The sequence below is a fragment of the Paenibacillus sedimenti genome, assembly GCF_014534655.1.
GTDB lineage: Bacteria > Bacillota > Bacilli > Paenibacillales > NBRC-103111 > Paenibacillus_E > Paenibacillus_E sedimenti.
The window spans coordinates 339,966-358,310 of the sequence record NZ_JACVVD010000006.1 but is presented as its reverse complement, the minus strand read 5'-3'; the positions used below and the strand labels follow the sequence as shown (position 1 = coordinate 358,310).

24 protein-coding genes and 1 tRNA gene are annotated in these 18,345 nt (G+C 43.8%); 21 read left to right on the top strand and 4 right to left on the bottom strand.

Translation table 11 applies throughout. The features are described 5' to 3' along the window. The first annotated feature begins 56 nt into the window (after positions 1 to 56). The 10 genes from yidC (at position 57) to ICC18_RS19100 (ending at position 10,367) form a co-directional block, all read left to right on the top strand. Positions 57 to 827, top strand: a complete 771-nt coding sequence (gene yidC, locus ICC18_RS19145) for a membrane protein insertase YidC (protein WP_223192686.1) — start codon at positions 57 to 59, stop codon at positions 825 to 827. Then, positions 824 to 1,441 (top strand): RNA-binding cell elongation regulator Jag/EloR, encoded by a 618-nt coding sequence (gene jag / locus ICC18_RS19140; protein ID WP_188176026.1) that lies wholly within the window; start codon positions 824 to 826, stop codon positions 1,439 to 1,441. Before yidC ends, jag begins: the two co-directional genes overlap by 4 nt. 155 nt (positions 1,442 to 1,596) lie before the next feature. Next, positions 1,597 to 2,973 (top strand): tRNA uridine-5-carboxymethylaminomethyl(34) synthesis GTPase MnmE, encoded by a 1,377-nt coding sequence (gene mnmE, locus ICC18_RS19135; protein ID WP_188176025.1) that lies wholly within the window; start codon positions 1,597 to 1,599, stop codon positions 2,971 to 2,973. Between the two features lie 36 nt (positions 2,974 to 3,009). Then, positions 3,010 to 4,899, top strand: a complete 1,890-nt coding sequence (gene mnmG, locus ICC18_RS19130) for a tRNA uridine-5-carboxymethylaminomethyl(34) synthesis enzyme MnmG (protein WP_188176024.1) — start codon at positions 3,010 to 3,012, stop codon at positions 4,897 to 4,899. Positions 4,900 to 4,908: 9 nt separating this feature from the next. Continuing rightward, on the top strand, positions 4,909 to 5,637 hold the full coding sequence (gene rsmG, locus ICC18_RS19125) for a 16S rRNA (guanine(527)-N(7))-methyltransferase RsmG (protein WP_188176023.1): 729 nt from the start codon (positions 4,909 to 4,911) through the stop codon (positions 5,635 to 5,637). A gap of 249 nt (positions 5,638 to 5,886) precedes the next feature. Then, positions 5,887 to 6,705, top strand: coding sequence for a nucleoid occlusion protein (gene noc, locus ICC18_RS19120; RefSeq protein ID WP_188176022.1), 819 nt, complete (start codon positions 5,887 to 5,889; stop codon positions 6,703 to 6,705). Positions 6,706 to 6,989: 284 nt separating this feature from the next. Continuing rightward, complete coding sequence (locus ICC18_RS19115; protein ID WP_188176021.1) at positions 6,990 to 7,748, top strand: ParA family protein; 759 nt, start codon at positions 6,990 to 6,992, stop codon at positions 7,746 to 7,748. An 8-nt stretch (positions 7,749 to 7,756) separates the two neighbouring features. Next, positions 7,757 to 8,617 carry a ParB/RepB/Spo0J family partition protein gene (locus ICC18_RS19110; protein ID WP_188176067.1) on the top strand — a complete coding sequence of 287 codons (861 nt, stop codon included), beginning with the start codon at positions 7,757 to 7,759 and terminating at the stop codon, positions 8,615 to 8,617. 81 nt (positions 8,618 to 8,698) lie between these two features. Continuing rightward, entirely contained in the window at positions 8,699 to 9,856 is a 1,158-nt protein-coding gene (locus ICC18_RS19105; RefSeq protein ID WP_188176020.1) for an aminotransferase class V-fold PLP-dependent enzyme, read from the top strand. 19 nt (positions 9,857 to 9,875) lie between these two features. Next, on the top strand, positions 9,876 to 10,367 hold the full coding sequence (locus ICC18_RS19100) for a DUF4446 family protein (RefSeq protein ID WP_188176019.1): 492 nt from the start codon (positions 9,876 to 9,878) through the stop codon (positions 10,365 to 10,367). On the opposite strand, the gene yyaC is transcribed toward ICC18_RS19100, so the two are convergent. Continuing rightward, positions 10,342 to 10,962 carry a spore protease YyaC gene (gene yyaC, locus ICC18_RS19095; protein ID WP_188176066.1) on the bottom strand — a complete coding sequence of 207 codons (621 nt, stop codon included), beginning with the start codon at positions 10,960 to 10,962 and terminating at the stop codon, positions 10,342 to 10,344. The two genes, ICC18_RS19100 and yyaC, sit on opposite strands and share 26 nt — an antisense overlap. A 115-nt stretch (positions 10,963 to 11,077) precedes the next feature. Here yyaC and ICC18_RS19090 point away from each other — a divergent pair, with 115 nt between their 5' ends. The 5 genes from ICC18_RS19090 to ICC18_RS19070 all read left to right on the top strand — a co-directional run bounded on the left by ICC18_RS19090 (position 11,078) and on the right by ICC18_RS19070 (position 13,263). Then, on the top strand, positions 11,078 to 11,314 hold the full coding sequence (locus tag ICC18_RS19090; RefSeq protein WP_188176018.1) for a putative Se/S carrier protein: 237 nt from the start codon (positions 11,078 to 11,080) through the stop codon (positions 11,312 to 11,314). Between the two features lie 18 nt (positions 11,315 to 11,332). Beyond that, positions 11,333 to 12,208, top strand: a complete 876-nt coding sequence (locus ICC18_RS19085; RefSeq protein WP_188176017.1) for a mechanosensitive ion channel family protein — start codon at positions 11,333 to 11,335, stop codon at positions 12,206 to 12,208. Next, positions 12,209 to 12,424, top strand: a complete 216-nt coding sequence (locus tag ICC18_RS19080) for a DUF951 domain-containing protein (RefSeq protein WP_188176016.1) — start codon at positions 12,209 to 12,211, stop codon at positions 12,422 to 12,424. A gap of 69 nt (positions 12,425 to 12,493) precedes the next feature. Next, positions 12,494 to 12,581, top strand: a tRNA-Ser gene (locus ICC18_RS19075). Between the two features lie 244 nt (positions 12,582 to 12,825). Beyond that, on the top strand, positions 12,826 to 13,263 hold the full coding sequence (locus ICC18_RS19070; RefSeq protein ID WP_188176015.1) for a hypothetical protein: 438 nt from the start codon (positions 12,826 to 12,828) through the stop codon (positions 13,261 to 13,263). 50 nt (positions 13,264 to 13,313) lie between these two features. Here the strand turns inward: ICC18_RS19070 and ICC18_RS19065 are convergent, their stop codons facing one another. The 3 genes from ICC18_RS19065 to ICC18_RS19055 form a co-directional block, all read right to left on the bottom strand. Further along, a complete protein-coding gene (locus ICC18_RS19065; RefSeq protein ID WP_188176014.1) occupies positions 13,314 to 14,633 on the bottom strand; it encodes a right-handed parallel beta-helix repeat-containing protein in 1,320 nt (439 codons plus the stop codon). A gap of 136 nt (positions 14,634 to 14,769) precedes the next feature. Next, positions 14,770 to 15,036, bottom strand: a complete 267-nt coding sequence (locus ICC18_RS19060; RefSeq protein ID WP_188176013.1) for a hypothetical protein — start codon at positions 15,034 to 15,036, stop codon at positions 14,770 to 14,772. Between the two features lie 25 nt (positions 15,037 to 15,061). Continuing rightward, entirely contained in the window at positions 15,062 to 15,250 is a 189-nt protein-coding gene (locus tag ICC18_RS19055) for a YjzC family protein (RefSeq protein ID WP_188176012.1), read from the bottom strand. 238 nt (positions 15,251 to 15,488) lie between these two features. Between ICC18_RS19055 and rpsF the strand changes: the two genes are divergently transcribed. The 6 genes from rpsF (at position 15,489) to ICC18_RS19025 (ending at position 18,345) form a co-directional block, all read left to right on the top strand. Further along, positions 15,489 to 15,776 (top strand): 30S ribosomal protein S6, encoded by a 288-nt coding sequence (gene rpsF / locus ICC18_RS19050; protein ID WP_188176011.1) that lies wholly within the window; start codon positions 15,489 to 15,491, stop codon positions 15,774 to 15,776. A 36-nt stretch (positions 15,777 to 15,812) separates the two neighbouring features. Next, the gene (gene ssb, locus ICC18_RS19045; RefSeq protein ID WP_188176010.1) at positions 15,813 to 16,298 is read left to right on the top strand and encodes a single-stranded DNA-binding protein; all 486 of its coding nucleotides are present in this window, start codon (positions 15,813 to 15,815) and stop codon (positions 16,296 to 16,298) included. Between the two features lie 21 nt (positions 16,299 to 16,319). Further along, positions 16,320 to 16,604, top strand: coding sequence for a 30S ribosomal protein S18 (gene rpsR, locus ICC18_RS19040; RefSeq protein ID WP_188176009.1), 285 nt, complete (start codon positions 16,320 to 16,322; stop codon positions 16,602 to 16,604). Between the two features lie 78 nt (positions 16,605 to 16,682). Continuing rightward, a complete protein-coding gene (locus ICC18_RS19035) occupies positions 16,683 to 17,039 on the top strand; it encodes a cupin domain-containing protein (protein ID WP_312029559.1) in 357 nt (118 codons plus the stop codon). A 73-nt stretch (positions 17,040 to 17,112) separates the two neighbouring features. Continuing rightward, entirely contained in the window at positions 17,113 to 17,424 is a 312-nt protein-coding gene (locus ICC18_RS19030; RefSeq protein WP_188176008.1) for a MazG-like family protein, read from the top strand. Between the two features lie 6 nt (positions 17,425 to 17,430). After that, a complete protein-coding gene (locus ICC18_RS19025; protein WP_188176007.1) occupies positions 17,431 to 18,345 on the top strand; it encodes a DUF2232 domain-containing protein in 915 nt (304 codons plus the stop codon).

Here is an 18,345-nt window from a genome sequence, read left to right as displayed (position 1 = left end):
CCGGGGAAAGTTGTGGTATAGTTTATGTTGGAAAAGATATTTAGGAGGACCTCATTTTGACTCGTCGACTCTATTTGCTAACAGCAGTCTCAGCCCTGGTTCTTTTGCTTTCGGGTTGCAGCATGGAAGCTGCTACAGCACCCATTGATCCGAACACGGCTGGTTTTTTTACGAAATATTTTGTATACCCGCTTTCTCAAACGCTTGACTGGTTCGCCACTAATTTATGGGGTCAATACGGGTTGTCTATTCTGGTTGTTACGATTATCATTCGTTTAATCATCTTGCCGCTCACGCTGAAGCAGTATAAGAGCTCCAAGCGCATGCAGGATTTACAGCCAGAAATGAAGAAGCTGAAAGAAAAGTATAAAGATGATGCGAAAAAGCAGCAGGAAGAGACAATGAAGCTTTTTCAACAAAATGGCGTCAATCCGCTTGCCGGTTGTTTCCCGATCATTGTTCAAATGCCGATTCTGATTGCGCTTTATCAAGCGATTATGCGAAATGATCATATTCGTGAGCATACATTCTTATGGATGAACCTGGGTCAGCCGGACCACTTGTACATTCTCCCGCTCATTGCCGCGTTGACAACGTTCATTCAACAAAAATTTATGTCTGCCCAAATGACTCAGCAAATGAAAAGCTTGCTATTTATTTTCCCTGTTATGATTTTCGTGATGTCGATGAATTTTGCCGCGGCTCTGCCGCTGTATTGGATATACGGTAATATCTTCACCATTATTCAGTCTTACTTTATTTATGGTTCTCCTGGATCTCAAGGATCCCAAGGATCTCAAAATAATAAGGGTGGCCTGTCCAAATGAAAAAAATCGTGGTGACTGGAAAAACCATTGAGGACGCGGTAAAGTCCGGACTCTCTCAATGGCAGGTATCTGAGGATCGTGTAAAGATTCATATCTTGGAGCAGCCTTCTAGGGGGCTGTTCGGTTTCATTGGTTCGAAAGAAGCTAAAGTCGAGCTCGAATTGATCCCGGATGCGCTTGAGGAAGCGATACTTTTTTTACAAGATATTTTCAGGACGATGCAAATTTCCATCACCATAGATCAGCATAAAGATCGCGAAGGCACCATCTTGAATTTGAGCGGTTCGGAATTAGGAATGCTCATTGGGAAAAGAGGGCAAACTCTTGATGCGCTGCAGTATTTGGTTAATATTGTAGCGAATCGCTACGCGACTTCTCACTTCCGAGTTATTTTAGATGCGGAGAATTTCCGGGAGCGACGGAAGAAGACGCTGGAGGAATTGGCTCTGCGATTAGCTAACCGTGTCCTCAAGTCGAAGAAAGAAGTTATTCTTGAACCAATGAACTCTCAAGAACGCAAAATTATTCATGCTGAGCTTCAAGGTCACCCCGTTGTTAAAACGTACAGTAAAGGCGAAGAACCGAACCGCAGAGTGGTCATCGCTTTAAAATAACGTCAAGCCGCAATGACTTGGTACATGTCATTGCTTTTTCTTTACCTTTACCTGATAAGTAAGCGATAAAACCTGCCTCTAGACGTGGTCGCTCGTCCTTGAATGACTACGATAGAGGTTTTCTCAGTATGAGGTACATTCGAGGTGTTAGGACTATGTTAAAAGATACAATTGCCGCTATTTCGACTCCGCTCGGAGAGGGTGGGATATCGGTTATTCGTGTGAGTGGCGATCAATCCATTCCCCTGGTGGAACGTGTATTTCGTTCGAAGACGAAGCTGTCAGAGGCGCTTACACATACGGTGCATTATGGTTATATTGTTGAACCTGCTTCTTCCGAAAGGTTGGAGGAGGTTCTCGTTACGGTTATGAAAGCTCCGCGATCCTTTACGACGGAGGATGTGGTGGAGGTCAGCTGCCATGGCGGGATTGTTTCGGTAAAAAAAGTGCTTGATTTACTTCTTCAGCAAAGGATTCGTCTTGCAGAGCCAGGCGAATTCACGAAACGTGCATTCTTAAATGGCCGGATTGATTTGACGCAAGCCGAAGCCGTTATTGATTTGATCCGGGCGAAGTCGGATCGTGCTTTTAAAGTTGCGCTCAAGCAGGTAGAAGGCAATCTGTCGAAACAGATTAAATTGCTGCGGCATCAGCTCGTTGAGTTGATGGCTCACGTGGAAGTGAACATTGATTATCCGGAGCATGATGTCGAAGAGATGACGAATGCGTTCATCCGGACAAAATGTGAAGCAGTCACGGGTGAGATCGATCGATTATTGCATACAGCGCAGCAAGGAAAGATCCTGCGCGAGGGAATCGAGACGGCTATTGTGGGAAAACCAAACGTCGGCAAATCCTCGCTGCTCAATGAATTGGCGCAGGAGAACCGTGCGATTGTGACGGATATTCCAGGGACGACGAGGGATGTCATCGAGGAATTCGTCAATGTTGGCGGGATCCCGCTGAAGCTGCTAGATACAGCGGGCATTCGCGAAACGACCGATATTGTAGAACAAATCGGGGTGGAGCGCTCCAAGACCGCTTTGGCCGAAGCGGATCTGATCTTGCTTGTGCTGAACAGCAGCGAGGAACTGCAGCTGGATGAAGTCGTATTGATGCAGCAGCTTGCGAATAAGCAGACGATTGTTATTTTAAACAAGATCGATTTGGAGCGGAAGCTTGATATTGATCAAGTATATAGCTACTTTGCGAAGGAACGTGTGGTTGAATTATCACTTCTTGAGAATAAAGGGATTGAAGATTTGGAAAAAGCGATTGCCGCTATCTTCTTTGAGGGTAAACTAGAAGCAGGCGATTTAACATATGTAAGTAATGTACGGCATATTTCACTGCTCAAACAAGCCAAGAAATCTCTCGAAGACGCTTTGGAAGCGAATGAGCAGTATGTGCCCATTGATATGATACAGATTGATATTCGAGCTGCTTGGGAGCAGTTAGGTGAAATTATTGGCGACTCGGTCGGTGAGTCTTTGATTGATCAGATCTTTACGCAATTTTGTTTGGGAAAATGAAAATGAGTTTTCATAAAAGAGGGAGGAACGATTCTAATGGGATATCATGCGGGTGATTATGATGTTATCGTCATCGGAGCAGGGCATGCCGGATGTGAAGCGGCATTAGCTTCTGCACGGATGGGCTGTAATACGCTACTGCTAACCATCAATTTGGATATGGTTGCATTCATGCCTTGCAATCCGTCTATTGGTGGTCCTGCGAAGGGCCACGTTGTCCGGGAGATCGATGCGCTTGGCGGCGAGATGGGACGTAACATCGATAAAACATACATTCAAATGAGAATGTTGAACACTGGGAAGGGTCCGGCGGTGCATGCACTTCGTGCACAAGCGGATAAGTTTCTGTATCAGCATAAAATGAAGGAAACTATCGAGGCTACGGATAACTTGACACTTCGTCAAGGCATGGCTGAAGAATTGATTGTTGAAGATGGTATTTGCAAGGGTATTATTACTAAAACGGGTGCAGAGTATTATGCGAAAGCTGTAGTATTAACAACAGGTACTTATTTGCGCGGTAAAGTTATTATGGGTGAGTTGATGTATGAAAGTGGTCCTAATAATCAGCAGCCTTCTGTAAAACTATCCGAGTCGCTGCGTAAGCTTGGTTTTGATTTGGTTCGTTTCAAAACCGGAACGCCGCCGCGTGTCCATAAGGATACGATTGATTTTGATAAAACTGAGATTCAACCGGGCGATAGTGATCCGAAGTTTTTCTCGTATGAAACGAAGACGGGTATACCTGATCAACTGCCCTGCTGGTTGACATACACTTCTTCAGAAACTCACGATATTATCAACGCGAATCTTCATCGAGCCCCGATGTTCTCCGGTGCGATTGAAGGTACGGGGCCGAGATATTGTCCGTCTATCGAAGATAAAATCGTTCGCTTTGCCGATAAACCGAAACATCAAATCTTTTTAGAGCCGGAAGGACGCAACACTTCTGAATATTATGTTCAGGGTCTTTCTACAAGTATGCCTGAGGATGTCCAACTCGGCATTCTTCGGTCGATTCCGGGCTTGGAAAAAGTTGAAATGATGCGTACCGGCTATGCGATCGAATACGATGCCGTTGTTCCTACGCAGCTAAAACCGTCTTTGGAGACGAAGTTAGTAAGTGGTTTATTTACGGCAGGACAAATTAACGGTACTTCCGGTTACGAAGAAGCTGCCGGTCAGGGGATAATGGCCGGAATTAATGCAGCTCGTAAAGTGCAAGAGAAGGAAGCTGTTATTTTGGATCGTTCCGAGGGTTATATCGGGGTACTCATTGATGATCTCGTGACAAAAGGTACGAGTGAACCTTATCGACTTTTAACATCCCGTGCTGAATATAGACTTCTGCTTCGCCATGACAATGCGGATCTACGTTTGACGCCAATCGGTCATGATATTGGTTTGATCACAAAGGAGCGCTACGAATCTTTCTTGAACAAAAAGGAATTAGTTGATCAAGAGATTGAACGTTTGAAAACGACGAAAGTAAGACCCGAGCCAGGAGTACAAGAGTTATTAGAAAGCCTAGGAAGTGTACAGTTGAACAATTCGGTTGATATTATTTCCTTGTTGCGTCGTCCAGAGGTGGAGTATCGTCACATTGAGCAAATGTCTCCTTCTACATTGGAACTTACCGAGGAAATGAAGGAACAAGTTGAAATTCAAGTGAAGTATGCTGGCTATATTGAAAAGCAACTCGCGCAAGTGGACCGTTTGCGCAAAATGGAAAAGAAGAAGATTCCGGATGATATCAATTATAGCGATATTCATGGTATTGCAACTGAAGCTAAGCAAAAACTTGCAAAAATTCGCCCTGTATCGATCGGGCAGGCTTCACGTATTTCCGGTGTAACGCCAGCTGATATTTCCATTCTGCTTGTGTACTTGGAACACTATAACCGAGTCACAGCTGCTAGAGGGTAATCAAAACTTATGGATGCTTTTCAACAACAATTCGTTCAACTTTTGCAGGAACATGATATTTTTCTAACTCCACAACAGCTTGATCAATTCGAGCAATACTATAAGACACTAGTAGAGTGGAACGAGAAAATGAATCTTACAGCTATTACGGAGAGAGAACAAGTATATATGAAGCATTTCTATGATTCTCTCTCTCTTTCTTTCTACTATTCGATGGGACAAGTTTCTTCACTCGCTGATATTGGATCTGGCGCCGGGTTTCCCAGCATTCCATTAAAAATCGCTTTCCCAAATATTCAAGTGACGATCGTAGATTCATTGAATAAACGGATTCTATTTTTACGAGAGTTGGTTTCTCTCTTAGGATTGAGTGACACGGAATGTGTGCATGGAAGAGCTGAAGATATATCCCGAATGCCAGCTTATCGAGATCATTTTGATCTGGTGACTGCGCGTGCAGTTGCTCGACTTAGTGTATTGAATGAATTTTGCCTTCCATTTGTCAAAAAAGGCGGCACTTTCATGGCTATGAAAGGCTCGGAGATCGAAGAGGAATTGGTTGAAGCTTCTTATAGTTTGGCGGAACTAAAAGGAAAATTGATTAAGGTTGATCGTATGCAGCTGCCTATTGAAGAATCTGTTCGCCACTTTGTCCGAATCGAAAAAACTGCTGCTACTCCAGGTAAGTACCCGCGCAAAGCTGGGCTACCGCTGAAGAGTCCTTTGGTGAAGTTGTAAAGATGTTCCACGTGAAACATTAATACAAACTTTATCGATGTTTTCAAACAGTGATTTCCCAAATTAATTCGGGTACACTAATAAAATTTCATATACGTTTACAAAAACGTTCATAATTATACAGCAGGAACTTCTTCTTTTATGGAGAATTATCTATAGAATGAGTTTTCTCGTCATTCTTTTGCCAGTATGGCTCATAAGTTCGTATTGGTAGTTAAACTACGGGAAGAGTTGGTGGTAAGTTTTCCTATGAAAGAACAAATCTCTAAGTTATTCGGTCTATCCGATCGTACAACGACTACAGACGAGGTTAAGAATATACCAGTCTCTAGTATTCTACCAAGTCCCTATCAGCCAAGAACCGTTTTTGATGATGATCGTATCGAAGAGCTTTGTCAAACGATTCGCACACATGGCGTGATTCAGCCTGTTGTTGTAAGAGTGAAAAATAATACATTCGAATTAATTGCGGGAGAACGGAGACTCCGAGCTGTTAAAAAGCTAGGTATGGATACCATTCCTGCGATTGTTCGAGACTTTAACGACTCTCAGGCAGCTTCTATCGCATTGATCGAAAATCTGCAGCGAGAAGGGCTAACTGCGATTGAAGAGGCGGCTGCCTATCAACAATTAATAGAGATGCATGACCTTACACAGGAGAGTCTTGCTCAGCGCCTAGGCAAGAGTCAATCTACGATTGCGAATAAGATTCGCCTACTTCAGTTAAGTGAACCTGTCAAACTTGCTCTAATGGAACGCAAGATAACTGAGCGTCATGCCAGAGCTTTGCTTTCATTGGATCAAGAAGAACTTCAAGTGAAAGTCCTTGAGGAAGTCATCGCTAAGGAACTTAATGTTAAGCAAACTGAGGCGAGAATCAATTTCCTTAAGGAGTCTGCTAAGATTAAAAAGTCTAAGCGAGTATCATTCACGAAAGATGTACGCTTGGCTCTGAATACGATTCGTCAATCGGTTGAGATGGTTACAAGCTCCGGTTTAAATATTAATACATCAGAGCAAGATCATGAAGATCATTATGAAATTATCATTAAAATCCCTAAAAGATAGAGCAAGTTTTGCTACCTTAAACGGCGCAAGCCGTTTTTTTGTTTCTTACCACATAGAAAAGTTTAACTTCATTAAAACACAAAAGTGCATTAAATTGCATTCCTACTGGTGATGAAAAATTCCGCTGAACTTGTTCGCTTTTCTTCGAAGTACGTTGATAGACGTTTTTCTCTATTCTTATGCTCTAGTAAATATTGATAAGGTAACAAGATGGAAGATATGGTAAGATAGTATTATTCTTTGTTTTTCGCATCTGGAACAAAAGCGATTGAGGTGAACAGGTTTTGTCTAAAATCATTGCAATAACGAATCAGAAGGGTGGCGTCGGGAAGACGACAACTTCTGTAAACCTGGGAGCATCTCTGGCCTCTTTAGGGAAGAGAGTGCTGTTAGTAGACATCGATCCGCAAGGCAATACGACAAGTGGAATAGGTGTTAATAAAGCGGATGTGGTTAATTGTATCTATGACGTACTTATTAATGATGTTCATCCGAAAGATGCAACAGTAGATACAAATGTTGAAAATCTTAAGATTATACCGGCTACGATTCAACTCGCTGGAGCTGAGATTGAACTTGTACCGACCATTTCCAGAGAAGTTCGATTGAAAAAGTCGCTTCAATTAGTCAAACATATGTATGACTATATTCTTATCGATTGCCCGCCATCACTGGGTCTTTTAACGATTAATTCTTTAACTGCTTCTGATTCTGTCATTATTCCTATTCAGTGTGAATACTATGCGCTTGAAGGACTAAGTCAATTGCTTAATACAGTTCGTTTAGTTCAAAAGCATCTCAATACAGGTCTTCAAATTGAAGGCGTTTTACTTACGATGTTTGATGCAAGAACGAATCTGGGTATTCAAGTTATTGAAGAAGTGAAGAAGTATTTTCAAACAAAGGTTTATCAAACGATTATTCCTCGGAATGTGCGCTTAAGTGAGGCACCAAGTCATGGGCAGTCCATTATCACTTATGATCCTAGATCTAAAGGAGCAGAAGTATACCTGGAGCTCGCGAAGGAAGTGATCTCTGTATGACGAAAGGTATGGGAAAAGGGCTTGGCAAAGGATTGGACGCCCTCATTACATCGTTACATATTGATGAATCGGATAAGGTCATTCAAATTCCTCTTGCACAGCTGAGAGCGAATCCTTACCAGCCTCGGAAGAATTTTAACGAAGATAGCATGAAAGAACTTTCGGACTCGATCAAGGAACACGGTGTCATTCAACCGATTATTGTTCGTAAAGTTCTCAAAGGTTTTGAAATCATTGCTGGGGAACGCCGATATCGCGCTTCGCAGCTGTGCGGGTTGCCAACGATTCCTGCGGTTGAGCGAAACTTTTCTGACCAGCAGGTTATGGAGATTGCTCTTATCGAGAATGTGCAACGCGAGGATTTAAATGCATTAGAGATCGCGGTAGCTTATCAAGCAATTATTGATCAATTTTCACTCACACAGGAAGAACTTTCAGCTAAAGTTGGCAAAAGCAGATCACACATTGCGAACTTCTTACGTTTGCTGCAGCTGCCTGAATCAATTAAACAATATGTTTCACGTGGAACATTATCGATGGGACACGCGAGAGCCATTGTCGGTGTAAAGGACGATAAGTTAAAGAAAGAGCTGGCAGAGGCAACGATAAGTAAGCAGTGGAGCGTTCGCGAGCTTGAAGAAGCCGTAAAACGACTCGAGGAACAGTCGGGTCAAGAAAAAGAAAAAAGTAAACAAAAAGAAAAAAATAGAGATCCTTATATCCACCAAGCCGAAGACCAACTGAGAGATATATACCGGACGACTGTGAAAATTAAGCATCAACAAGATAAAGGGAAAATCGAGCTGTTATACTATTCCAAAGATGATCTGAATCGCCTGCTCGAGCTTCTTCAAGGGAAAATCTCTTAAAATTAGATAGCATACCGATGGTTTTCTTTCGAGCAGAAGGATCAAACTAAGGTATGCTATATTTATGAGGTGAGATTAAATATGAGAAAAATTATGTATTTTGACCAAGCGGCATCGTCCTGGCCTAAGCCACCGGCTGTTACGGAAGCGATGATGACATGTATGCAGGAATACGCGGCAAATCCAGGTAGAGGCAGTCATCAGATGGCCGTACAAGCTAGCAGGGTACTGTTTGAAACAAGGAAACATGCAGCTAGGTTATTTGGTATCAAAAACCCGAACGATATCTCATTTGCTCTAAATACGACACATGCTCTAAATCAAGCGATTAAAGGATTTGTACGCGAAGGCGATCATGTTATCTGCACGAACATTGAACACAATTCTGTACGTAGACCACTGGAGTATTTAAAATCAACTTCCAAAGTTGAACTTACATATATAAGTCATAACGCTGAAGGACATATGGAACTCAGTGAACTAGAAAGAGCATTTCAAACCAACACAACATTAGTTGTAGTTAATCATAGCTCCAATCTATTAGGTACTATTCTGCCTGTAGGAGAGATAGGAGAGATATGCCGTCGTCGTGGAGTAAGGATGCTTGTAGACGCTGCTCAGAGCGCTGGAGTCCTTCCGATACAAGTGGGTGATATGTCAATTGATATGTTAGCCTTTCCGGGTCACAAAGGGCTTCTAGGGCCTCAGGGGACGGGTGGGTTGTACGTTAATCCGGATATTGATTTGGAACCGTTGCTTCATGGTGGAACAGGCAGTCAGTCTGAAGCGATTAATCAACCAACTGTACGACCTGATCGATATGAAGCAGGCACTCAGAATACCGTCGGCATTGCAGGATTGAATGAAGGTATTAAATTTGTGCTGGCAGAAACGGTAGAGAAGATCCACGAGAAAGAATGGCGTCAAACGCAGAGATTGATGGAAGGGCTGCTGGGAATTGAAGGAGTGACGGTACTAGGGCCTGGGCTTGGACAAAATAAAACAGGGATCGTTTCTTTTAATATAAACAAAGTCGATTCATCAGAGGTAGCTTTTATCCTGGATCAATCGTTTCAAATTGCAGTGCGAGCCGGTTATCACTGTACTCCACTGGCACATGAAGCAGCCGGTACGTTGGCAACGGGGGCGGTTCGAGCAAGTATCGGTTATTTTACGGAAGATGAAGAAGTGGAAGCTCTTATAGACGCTGTTCATGAGATCCGCTTACAGTATGCATAAGTAGAAAGAGGGAAGGTTCATGGGGGAACTGTTTGGAGTGGATGGCGGTATTATTGTACTAGTTTGTTTGGGTCTCATTGTAGTTTTGTTTATCCTAATAATCGCACTATGGTCTAAATTATCTAAGTTACGGAAACAGTATATGCAAATGATGAACGGATCGCAAGCTGAAAATATCGAGCAATTGTTAGTAGAGATCCAGCAAAAATTGAATCACCAAAAGGCCGAGTCCGCAGCGAATTCAGCCAGAGTTGATGAAATTCGAGAAGCTATGAAAACAATGAAATCCAAGGTCGGCATTCACCGATATAATGCTTTCGCAGAAGGCGGGAGCGATCTGAGCTTTACTATTGCGATTTTGGATGAACAGCAAGATGGTGTTGTGCTGACAGGTATTCATAGCCGCGAACAAACCTATGTATATGCTAAACCGGTTCAAAAAGCACAATCGACTTATACATTAAGTCCTGAAGAAAAAGAAGCGATTAATCAAACTTTAAGGCAGCCGTAGCATTAGGGGTATAGGGTTGAACACGTCGTAATGCAGTATGAATGGCATCACCTATAACGCTTGCCATGTTCATAACCAAGCTAAGGCGAGTATTTTGCAGAACAAAATACTCCATAAATCCGCCAACATTGACGATACCAGTCACATGAATGTCACCTACTGGAGGCAGATCTTTATTGACGCCTGCTCCCGGTTTCAACGGGCCATCTGCAACTTGGATACAGCCAACGCTAGATACTTGGCCTAAACAAGCATCAACAGCTACGATGAAGGGATTGTGAAATTGGCTATGGATTTTATTCACGGTCTCTGCCAAATTCATAGCATGTACCGGTTCGTCCAAGGTGCCGAAAAGATGCAGGTGACGCAGGCTGGCTTTATTCAAATGAGAGCCTACAAGAGGACCAAGTGAGTCGCCGGTCGAACGATCCGTACCAACACAAATGATAACGATAGGTTGATAGGTTGGTAGCTTGCTGAAAATCGCGTGCAAATGTTTAGTGAGAAGGGCAGGCGTGTCGGCATCGGTATGCTGGATTTTTAGAGGCTCTAGCGTTTTATCATTAGATGAATCGAAACCAAACTGGAATTTCATCATATCCCTCCAAGTGCTGCGTCATTTTTTATCACATAAAGATTATTACTAGTATATGGAGAGATAGGGACATTTATACGTAGCGAGAGGAGGATTTTCCCTGAACCTTTCAATAATGTTACTTGCTTTCGATTCTACTCAACAGGCGTTACGTGCTGAAATGCTGCTAGAATATGCAGATATTGAGATTGATATAAGGCCGACTCCCAAAGAGGTAACAGCAGGTTGTGCGCTGTCTATCGAATTCCCGGGGGAGGATCTTCCGCAAGTCAAAGAGATTATCGAATCTGAAAAAGTAGAGATCAGAGGCATTTATTTCAAAAAAGACGATAAATATGTTACCATGGAATGAAACTAGGAGGGCCAAAGGATGACCTATGCATCGGAAGTCGTTCAATGGATCAGAGAACATTTTAGTAAGCCTGAAATGCTTGCTTCGATATTTTGGATTTGCGTAAAAATACTGATCATTTATCTGGCAGCTAGACTTTGCATTAAAATTGCAGATAAGATGATTGCTCACATGATGACGGCCAGAGAAAATTCACCTTTGAAATTTGATGCAAGAAGAACGAATACGATTGGTAGACTCGTACATAATTTGATTTCGTACACGGTGAATTTAATATGCATTTTGTTGATACTCGGACAAGTTGGCGTGAATTTAGGGCCTCTATTAGCTGGTGCCGGGGTTCTAGGGTTAGCGATCGGTTTTGGGGCGCAGAGCTTGGTGAAGGATGTCATAACGGGATTTTTCATCATTTTTGAAGATCAATTCGGAGTGGGTGATGTCATTCAGATTGATCAATTCAAAGGAACTGTTGAGGAAATCGGGATCCGAGTCACCCGTATCAAAAGCTGGACCGGTGAAGTTCACATTATCCCGAATGGGAATATCAAACAGGTGACCAACTTTTCCACCTACAATTCACTTGCTGTTGTAGACGTGGCGGTATCCTATGAATCAGACATTGACCGTGCTACAGAAGTGTTGAAGGAAACCGTGAAAAGCGTCCATGAGAATACGGACAATATAGTGAAAGCACCTGAAGTGCTTGGCGTCCAAATGATCGGCAATTCTGAGTTGAAAATACGGATTATCGCCGAATGCAAACCGAATACTCATGCGGATGTAGCGCGACTGATGAATGCTGAGATTAAGAAGCAGTTGGATGCCAGCGGCATCGAGATTCCATATCCGAAGGTAGTCACATTCGTAAAATCGGAGAAGGCGGGGGCGGACTAGATGGAGAAGAAACAGTACCAGCTTGGCGATATTGTACAAATGAAAAAGCCCCATCCGTGCGGTACCAATGAGATGGAAATCATTCGGATGGGCATGGATATTCGAATTAAATGCGTAGGGTGCAAACACAGCGTCTTGGTTCCGCGAACTAAGTTCGAAAGCAAGCTGAAAAAAGTGCTTAGATCGAACGCCGATACGGAAGAAGCTTCATCGTAAAATTGATAGAGAATAGGACTTGCGAGAGCCTGACTTTTTTGATACAATAAGTCCTGTTCTCACTTTTGTGGAAAGGTACCCAAGAGGCCCAAGGGGGCTGACTCGAAATCAGCTAGGCGTCGCGAGGCGTGCGTGGGTTCGAATCCCACTCTTTCCGTACAAGTTTCAAAGTAAGTGGCTCTAGGGCGGAGCCATTTTTTCAATTTCAGTGATATAAAGATGATCCTTTCTAATGTGTTCTGAACACAATTGGGAAGGATTTTTTTATTACCATTAGAGGATATGTAATGTCCAAGGGATAAAAGCGAAGAGAAGGAAGCAAAATATTCTCTAGCTGTAAAAAGTTAATTAAAAAGCCGAAGAGGCATGACTCTGCGAATAGGCAAAGGAGGTTATTGAGCATGAGGATCCGGCTAATGATCGTGCTGATAATGGCTGTGGTTGCTTCTGGGTGCGCAAATAAAGAGGAAGCGAATACAGCAAGCCCAGTCGCCACAACTACGGTACAGCCCTCCCCAGGGGCTACACCCGCAACAGGGGACGCTCAGACTGGCGGAACGACTGGTGGCGGTGGGACGCCGACAGCTACCCCAAGCGGCGGTACTCCCGCTAAGGAAGAGCCACTGCCTACTATGACCAAAGAGCAAGTGGAGCAGATCAGCATGACCAGCACGTACGCTGATATGGTGAAACTGACCGGCTCCAAAGGGAAATTAGTGAAAGAAGAGAACGGGAAGAAGACGTATGAGTTTGCGATATCCAATCAACCCGGATATTACGTGGCTATTGTTTATTTTGATGATGGCAAGATTTCTGAGAAAAGAGTGTATCAAAAATAGAAAACGCCACAGTCCAGCTGCATGATGAGCGGGGACTGCGGCGTTTATTTTTAGAGAGAGGAGGTGATTGTGTTCTTGCCTTTATCGATGATTTTATCGCCATTGCCGGCGCCAATATTTCCATAGACGACGATGTCTTGGCAATTCGCATCTGAAATGCGTATAGGCGATTTATCGCATCGAACCAGACTGTTGCCCGCGATATGATTGTTATTACAAGATGAACCCTTTTCTTTGCCGTCTGAAGAAAGGGAGATGCCGTCTGCTTTGCAGTCGCGGACGCTGTTATCGCTAATGCGATTGTCGTAACTGTTCACAAGTACGATGCCCGTGTTGCGGATATCACGAATTTGGTTGTTTGCGAACGTATTGTAACGAGGGCGCTCTTTTTCTTTATCTCCTTTGGACTCGCATTTTATCGCAAAATCATCAATATCGGTTAGCGTGTTTCCGCTTATGATATTTGAAGCGCAATTTCCTTTGATACGAATGCCGTGTGTGTATCCGGACTTGCCGCTTGTGTTCACGAAGCCTTCCAGAATATTGTCCGAGATGGTGTTGTTCTTACAAGGAGCTTCAGTCGGCAGAGAGATAAGTTCAATACCGGATTGGTAACACTTTTGCATACGATTGCGGGCGATGACTGAATTGCTGCTTCCAGTGGTTAAGGAAATACAAGATTGGAATAACATTGAGAACTGGTTCTGATGAATGTTATGGTCTGAAGCGTTGCTGCACCATATGCCATATCCTTGAGTGTCATAGTCCAGAGTTCCAATGATTTTATCGAATGTACAACTCTCTACGATAACTCGGCTGGAATCCATAGAGGTAACGCCATTATCAATCATGGTAAAGACGCAGTCTGTAATGCGGATATCGCTAGCTTTGATCAACGAGATGCCGCTCTCAATACGAGGAACGTAAGAAGTTCCGAAAGTACCTTGTCCTTGCAGGGATAAATGGTGGATATGTACATGGTTCACAGCGGATAGATTGATGATACCAAATTTATTCATAGCCGAGCGGAGAATCGAATTGCTCCCCGAGCCCATCAACGTGGTATTCGAATTAACGCGAAGCGGCATTCTTAAATAATAGACCCCGGCCGGAATGAATACGATGCCGCCGGATACTGAAGCACTATCAAGTGCACTTTGAATGAAGGGTGCGTCATCTTCATCGAAGCGCCCATTTCCTCGAGCTCCATAATCTTTCACATTAAAAAGGATAGAAGAGGACGGTGCCGCTTGCGCAGTTCCATCCGATAATAAACCTCCAGCAGCTAAAGCAAAGCCGGCAGCCCCAAGAGAGGACAGCAGCTTCCTGCGGCTGATCGGTGAAGAAGAAGCGGGAGATATTTCACTCAAAGAATTTCACCTCATAGAAGGAATGGTAGATATAGTAAATTATATAGGATAATAGCTGGGACGAAAAGAGAAAAGCAGAAAAACCCTGAACTATTGTTCAGGGCTAATTAACAAATCTCATGTCAAGACTTATCCATTAATAGTTGCGTTTTCTCCGATAGCCGGCGGCAAAACGGTCGATAACATAACCAACTAGCGCCCACGTGGCAATGGTCAGTGCGTAGATGACGAGTATTTGTAGCATAGAGACTTCGTAGATGTTAGTAAAAACTGAAGCGAACCATGCAGGAATACTCAGTGCGTAGAAGAGCATGTAAATGGCATCGTGATCATGAAACCAAAAATGGATCAAGCACAATGCCGCACCTATGAAGGTAAACAGCCAAGTAAAGGTAGTTCTCATGGCGCAATTCTCCTTGCCTCGCAGATTACTGCTTCATATCCTTGCGCTTCCACTTGCGATTATGATTGCTTGTTTCCGGGAAGGCATCACCCTTTTTCAAAACAACTCTCTTGGGATTGTTAATCCCCATGTGAAAGGCGTTCTCGCCAATCTCGATATACTCCCCGTCGTTCGGTGCATGATCGCCGGGATTGTAATGTGTCCACTCGCCCATTGTGATCACCTCTCTTTGTCATTGTCACTCATAGTTAGAGTACCCAAGTGGAGAGGATACATGTATTTCTCGCACTGCCAGCTTCATCCTTTTATATCCTTACTGCAGAGCTTGTAATATGATGGCGAATTTGCTATAGTATTTAGGTGCGAGTTTTGAATAAGAATCCTCGCTCCTTGCTCCTGCAGCTTTTTCAAGCTTGAATAGGGGCCGCTTAGTCCAAAAGGAGGTGAAATACATGCGCAAATATGAACTGATGTACATCATTCGTACGGATATTGAACAAGAGCTTGTTCAATCTACTGTAGAAAAGTTCCAAGGCATCATCACGAACGGTGGGGGAGAAATCTCCAAGCATGACCTGATGGGTAAACGCCGTCTTGCGTATGAGATCAATAAGTTCCGTGACGGTCACTATGTGTTGGTACACTTCAACGCAGAGCCTACTGTTGTAACTGAACTTGATCGCGTAATGAAGATTTCGGACGAAGTCATTCGTCACTTAATCGTAAACGACGTAGCTTAAATTGCATGCCAGTATTTTCGTCAGGGGGGATTTACCATGTTGAACCGTGTCATTCTTATCGGCAGGTTGACCCGAGATCCGGAGCTTCGCTATACTCCAGCCGGAGTAGCTGTAACCCAATTTACACTTGCTGTAGACCGTCCATTCACGAATTCTCAGTCGAGAGAGCGTGAGGCCGACTTTATCAATATCGTGACGTGGAGGCAACTTGCCGAGACGTGCGCGAACTATTTGCGTAAAGGTCGTCTAACGGCAGTTGAAGGCCGCATTCAGGTACGCAACTACGACAACAATGAAGGCAAGAAAGTATATGTCACTGAAATTGTTGCCGATAATGTACGTTTCCTTGAATCAAGCAATAGCGGCGGCAATCGCGAAGAGGGTGCTGGATCATCGAACGCAAACGCTAGCTACGGCGGCGGTGGCGGGGGCAATCGGAACGGTGGATCACGCGAGCAGCAAGATCCTTTCATCGATGACGGAAAACCGATCGACATTTCAGATGATGACTTGCCATTCTAAAGTAGAAAGGACTGAAGACGAATGAGTTTCAAAAGAAACGATGGTGGTGAAGACCGCGGCGACCGTAAATTTGCTCCTCGTGGCAAAGGCGGTAAAGGCAAACGTCGGAAGGTTTGTTACTTCACTGTAAACAAAATCAAGCACATTGATTATAAAGATATCGAGACACTTAAGAAGTTCATTTCCGAGCGTGGAAAAATTCTTCCTCGCCGTGTAACTGGTACTTCCGCGAAGTATCAACGCGCTTTGACGATCGCGATCAAACGTGCTCGTACAATCGCTTTGCTTCCTTACACAACGGAATAAGAGTAGGTTCAATGAAGGGCGTATGGATGAATCCATACGTTCTTCTTTTTTTGCAGCGATAAATGATGGAAGTATTGGATGAAGGGACAGATTGGAATGAAAGTAAACAAAGCAAATGTTGACCATTACATCTGGGGAGAGGGTTGCGATGGATGGTTTCTGGAGAAAGATACAGAACGTACAATCATTCAGGAGCGAATGCCGGCAGGCACAAGCGAAGCGTTGCATGTGCATCAGAAGGCGAAGCAGTTCTTTTTCATGCTTAGCGGGGAAGCCGTGATGTGGATCGATGGGCAGGAGACTACGCTTCAGAAGCATGATGGATGCACAATAAATCCCGGTACGCCTCACCAAATTCGAAATGATTCACATGTGGATAACGAATTTATTGTCATATCCACACCCTCAACAAGAGGAGATCGCACGGAGCTGTAGAGGTTTTATTTTCTTGCCCGCTTTTGTGGTATAATTGAATGCATAGCCTTTTTTGGGTTGGGGGAGAGGACAGTTGCCAAATCGGGAGAAGGAAGTAGACCTTGCGCGGCGAGCCAAAGTGATCGAATGGCTCAAGACCGAAGTCGTGGACCATGTTGCCCATTTGCTGAAGGGGATCTGGGAAGGAAGCCATGCGAAAATTGTGGATGGATTAGCCAGTTTGATCTCCTGTGGATACATATTGGGCAGAAGGCTGGGGATTTCATACCACAGTCTGGATGAAGCCATTGTGGATAAAATGAAGAAGCACCGCCAAGACGGCCATCAGCTTGAAGAGTGGTATGGCGATATTTCATCTTTGGAAGAACATTTACGTAAGAGGTGATCCCGGTTGGGGAATCGAAGTTGGCAAGGCATCTTATGGAGTGTAGTTACGATCGTTGTACTGCTATCCTTAATGACTCCTTTTATTATTTTTACCGTTAGTTTTCTCATGGTTCCAGTTCTTATGTTGTACGTGAAATCCAGCACGAAACGATTTGCTCTCTTGTATGTTCTGAGCTTGCTAATTGTCTATGTGCTCACAGCATTGCACGGAATATTCCTCTTATCGGTATCGTTATTTTTCCTGCCGCCTGTCTTGGTAATGGGGAATTTATATAAACGCAAAGCGGCAGCCCGTACGGTGCTTACAGCAGGGACCGTGACATTATTAGCGGAATCGTTGATAAGTCTCGTAATCGGTTATGCGCTTGGCTTCGATCCGATCGCTAAATTCAAGCAATTTATGATGGATTACGTGACCGCCATGCCTCCTGCATTAAGAGAGCTGCTGCCCAAAGATCAGGATTGGTACGTCAATCTGATCGTGCAGGTCATTCCGTTATATTTTATCTTCTTCGCTTTGTTCTACGCGTTCGTATCACATGGCATTAGCCGCTGGCTGCTGAACAAAACCGGTGAAGGGATCCCTGGGCTTCGTCCTATGCGGGAAAGAATGCTTCCCCGGTCTTTTGTCTGGATTTACTTGCTTGCTTTCGTTATGGATTTGTTTGTAGATCCGGCTTCAAGTTCATTAATTGCAACTTTGCTCATGAACTTACTGCCGCTTTTGGTGCTGGCCTTCGCCATTCAGGCAATATGCTTTCTATTTTTCATTGCTCACGCAAACAAATGGAAACCGATACTGCCCATTAGTGCGATTGTGTTAGTTTGCTTTATGCCTCCGTTTTTGTTCGTATATAGCTTATTAGGGGTATTTGATGTTGCGTTTCCAATCCGAGAACGGTTTAAGAAAAATTTATAG

Bases quoted from the DNA above. Each gene is read 5' to 3' on its own strand.
- mnmE (WP_188176025.1), top strand. From the start codon at position 1,597: ATGTTAAAAGATACAATTGCCGCTATTTCGACTCCGCTCGGAGAGGGT.
- ICC18_RS19055 (WP_188176012.1), bottom strand. From the start codon at position 15,250: ATGGGCGAGTGGACACATTACAATCCCGGCGATCATGCACCGAACGAC.
- rsmG (WP_188176023.1), top strand. From the start codon at position 4,909: ATGGATGCTTTTCAACAACAATTCGTTCAACTTTTGCAGGAACATGAT.
- yyaC (WP_188176066.1), bottom strand. From the start codon at position 10,962: ATGAAATTCCAGTTTGGTTTCGATTCATCTAATGATAAAACGCTAGAG.
- ICC18_RS19100 (WP_188176019.1), top strand. From the start codon at position 9,876: ATGGGGGAACTGTTTGGAGTGGATGGCGGTATTATTGTACTAGTTTGT.
- mnmG (WP_188176024.1), top strand. From the start codon at position 3,010: ATGGGATATCATGCGGGTGATTATGATGTTATCGTCATCGGAGCAGGG.
- ICC18_RS19080 (WP_188176016.1), top strand. From the start codon at position 12,209: ATGGAGAAGAAACAGTACCAGCTTGGCGATATTGTACAAATGAAAAAG.
- rpsF (WP_188176011.1), top strand. From the start codon at position 15,489: ATGCGCAAATATGAACTGATGTACATCATTCGTACGGATATTGAACAA.
- ICC18_RS19090 (WP_188176018.1), top strand. From the start codon at position 11,078: ATGTTACTTGCTTTCGATTCTACTCAACAGGCGTTACGTGCTGAAATG.
- ICC18_RS19035 (WP_312029559.1), top strand. From the start codon at position 16,683: ATGAAGGGACAGATTGGAATGAAAGTAAACAAAGCAAATGTTGACCAT.
- ICC18_RS19105 (WP_188176020.1), top strand. From the start codon at position 8,699: ATGAGAAAAATTATGTATTTTGACCAAGCGGCATCGTCCTGGCCTAAG.
- ICC18_RS19085 (WP_188176017.1), top strand. From the start codon at position 11,333: ATGACCTATGCATCGGAAGTCGTTCAATGGATCAGAGAACATTTTAGT.
- ICC18_RS19060 (WP_188176013.1), bottom strand. From the start codon at position 15,036: ATGAGAACTACCTTTACTTGGCTGTTTACCTTCATAGGTGCGGCATTG.
- jag (WP_188176026.1), top strand. From the start codon at position 824: ATGAAAAAAATCGTGGTGACTGGAAAAACCATTGAGGACGCGGTAAAG.
- ssb (WP_188176010.1), top strand. From the start codon at position 15,813: ATGTTGAACCGTGTCATTCTTATCGGCAGGTTGACCCGAGATCCGGAG.
- noc (WP_188176022.1), top strand. From the start codon at position 5,887: ATGAAAGAACAAATCTCTAAGTTATTCGGTCTATCCGATCGTACAACG.
- ICC18_RS19110 (WP_188176067.1), top strand. From the start codon at position 7,757: ATGGGAAAAGGGCTTGGCAAAGGATTGGACGCCCTCATTACATCGTTA.
- ICC18_RS19070 (WP_188176015.1), top strand. From the start codon at position 12,826: ATGAGGATCCGGCTAATGATCGTGCTGATAATGGCTGTGGTTGCTTCT.
- rpsR (WP_188176009.1), top strand. From the start codon at position 16,320: ATGAGTTTCAAAAGAAACGATGGTGGTGAAGACCGCGGCGACCGTAAA.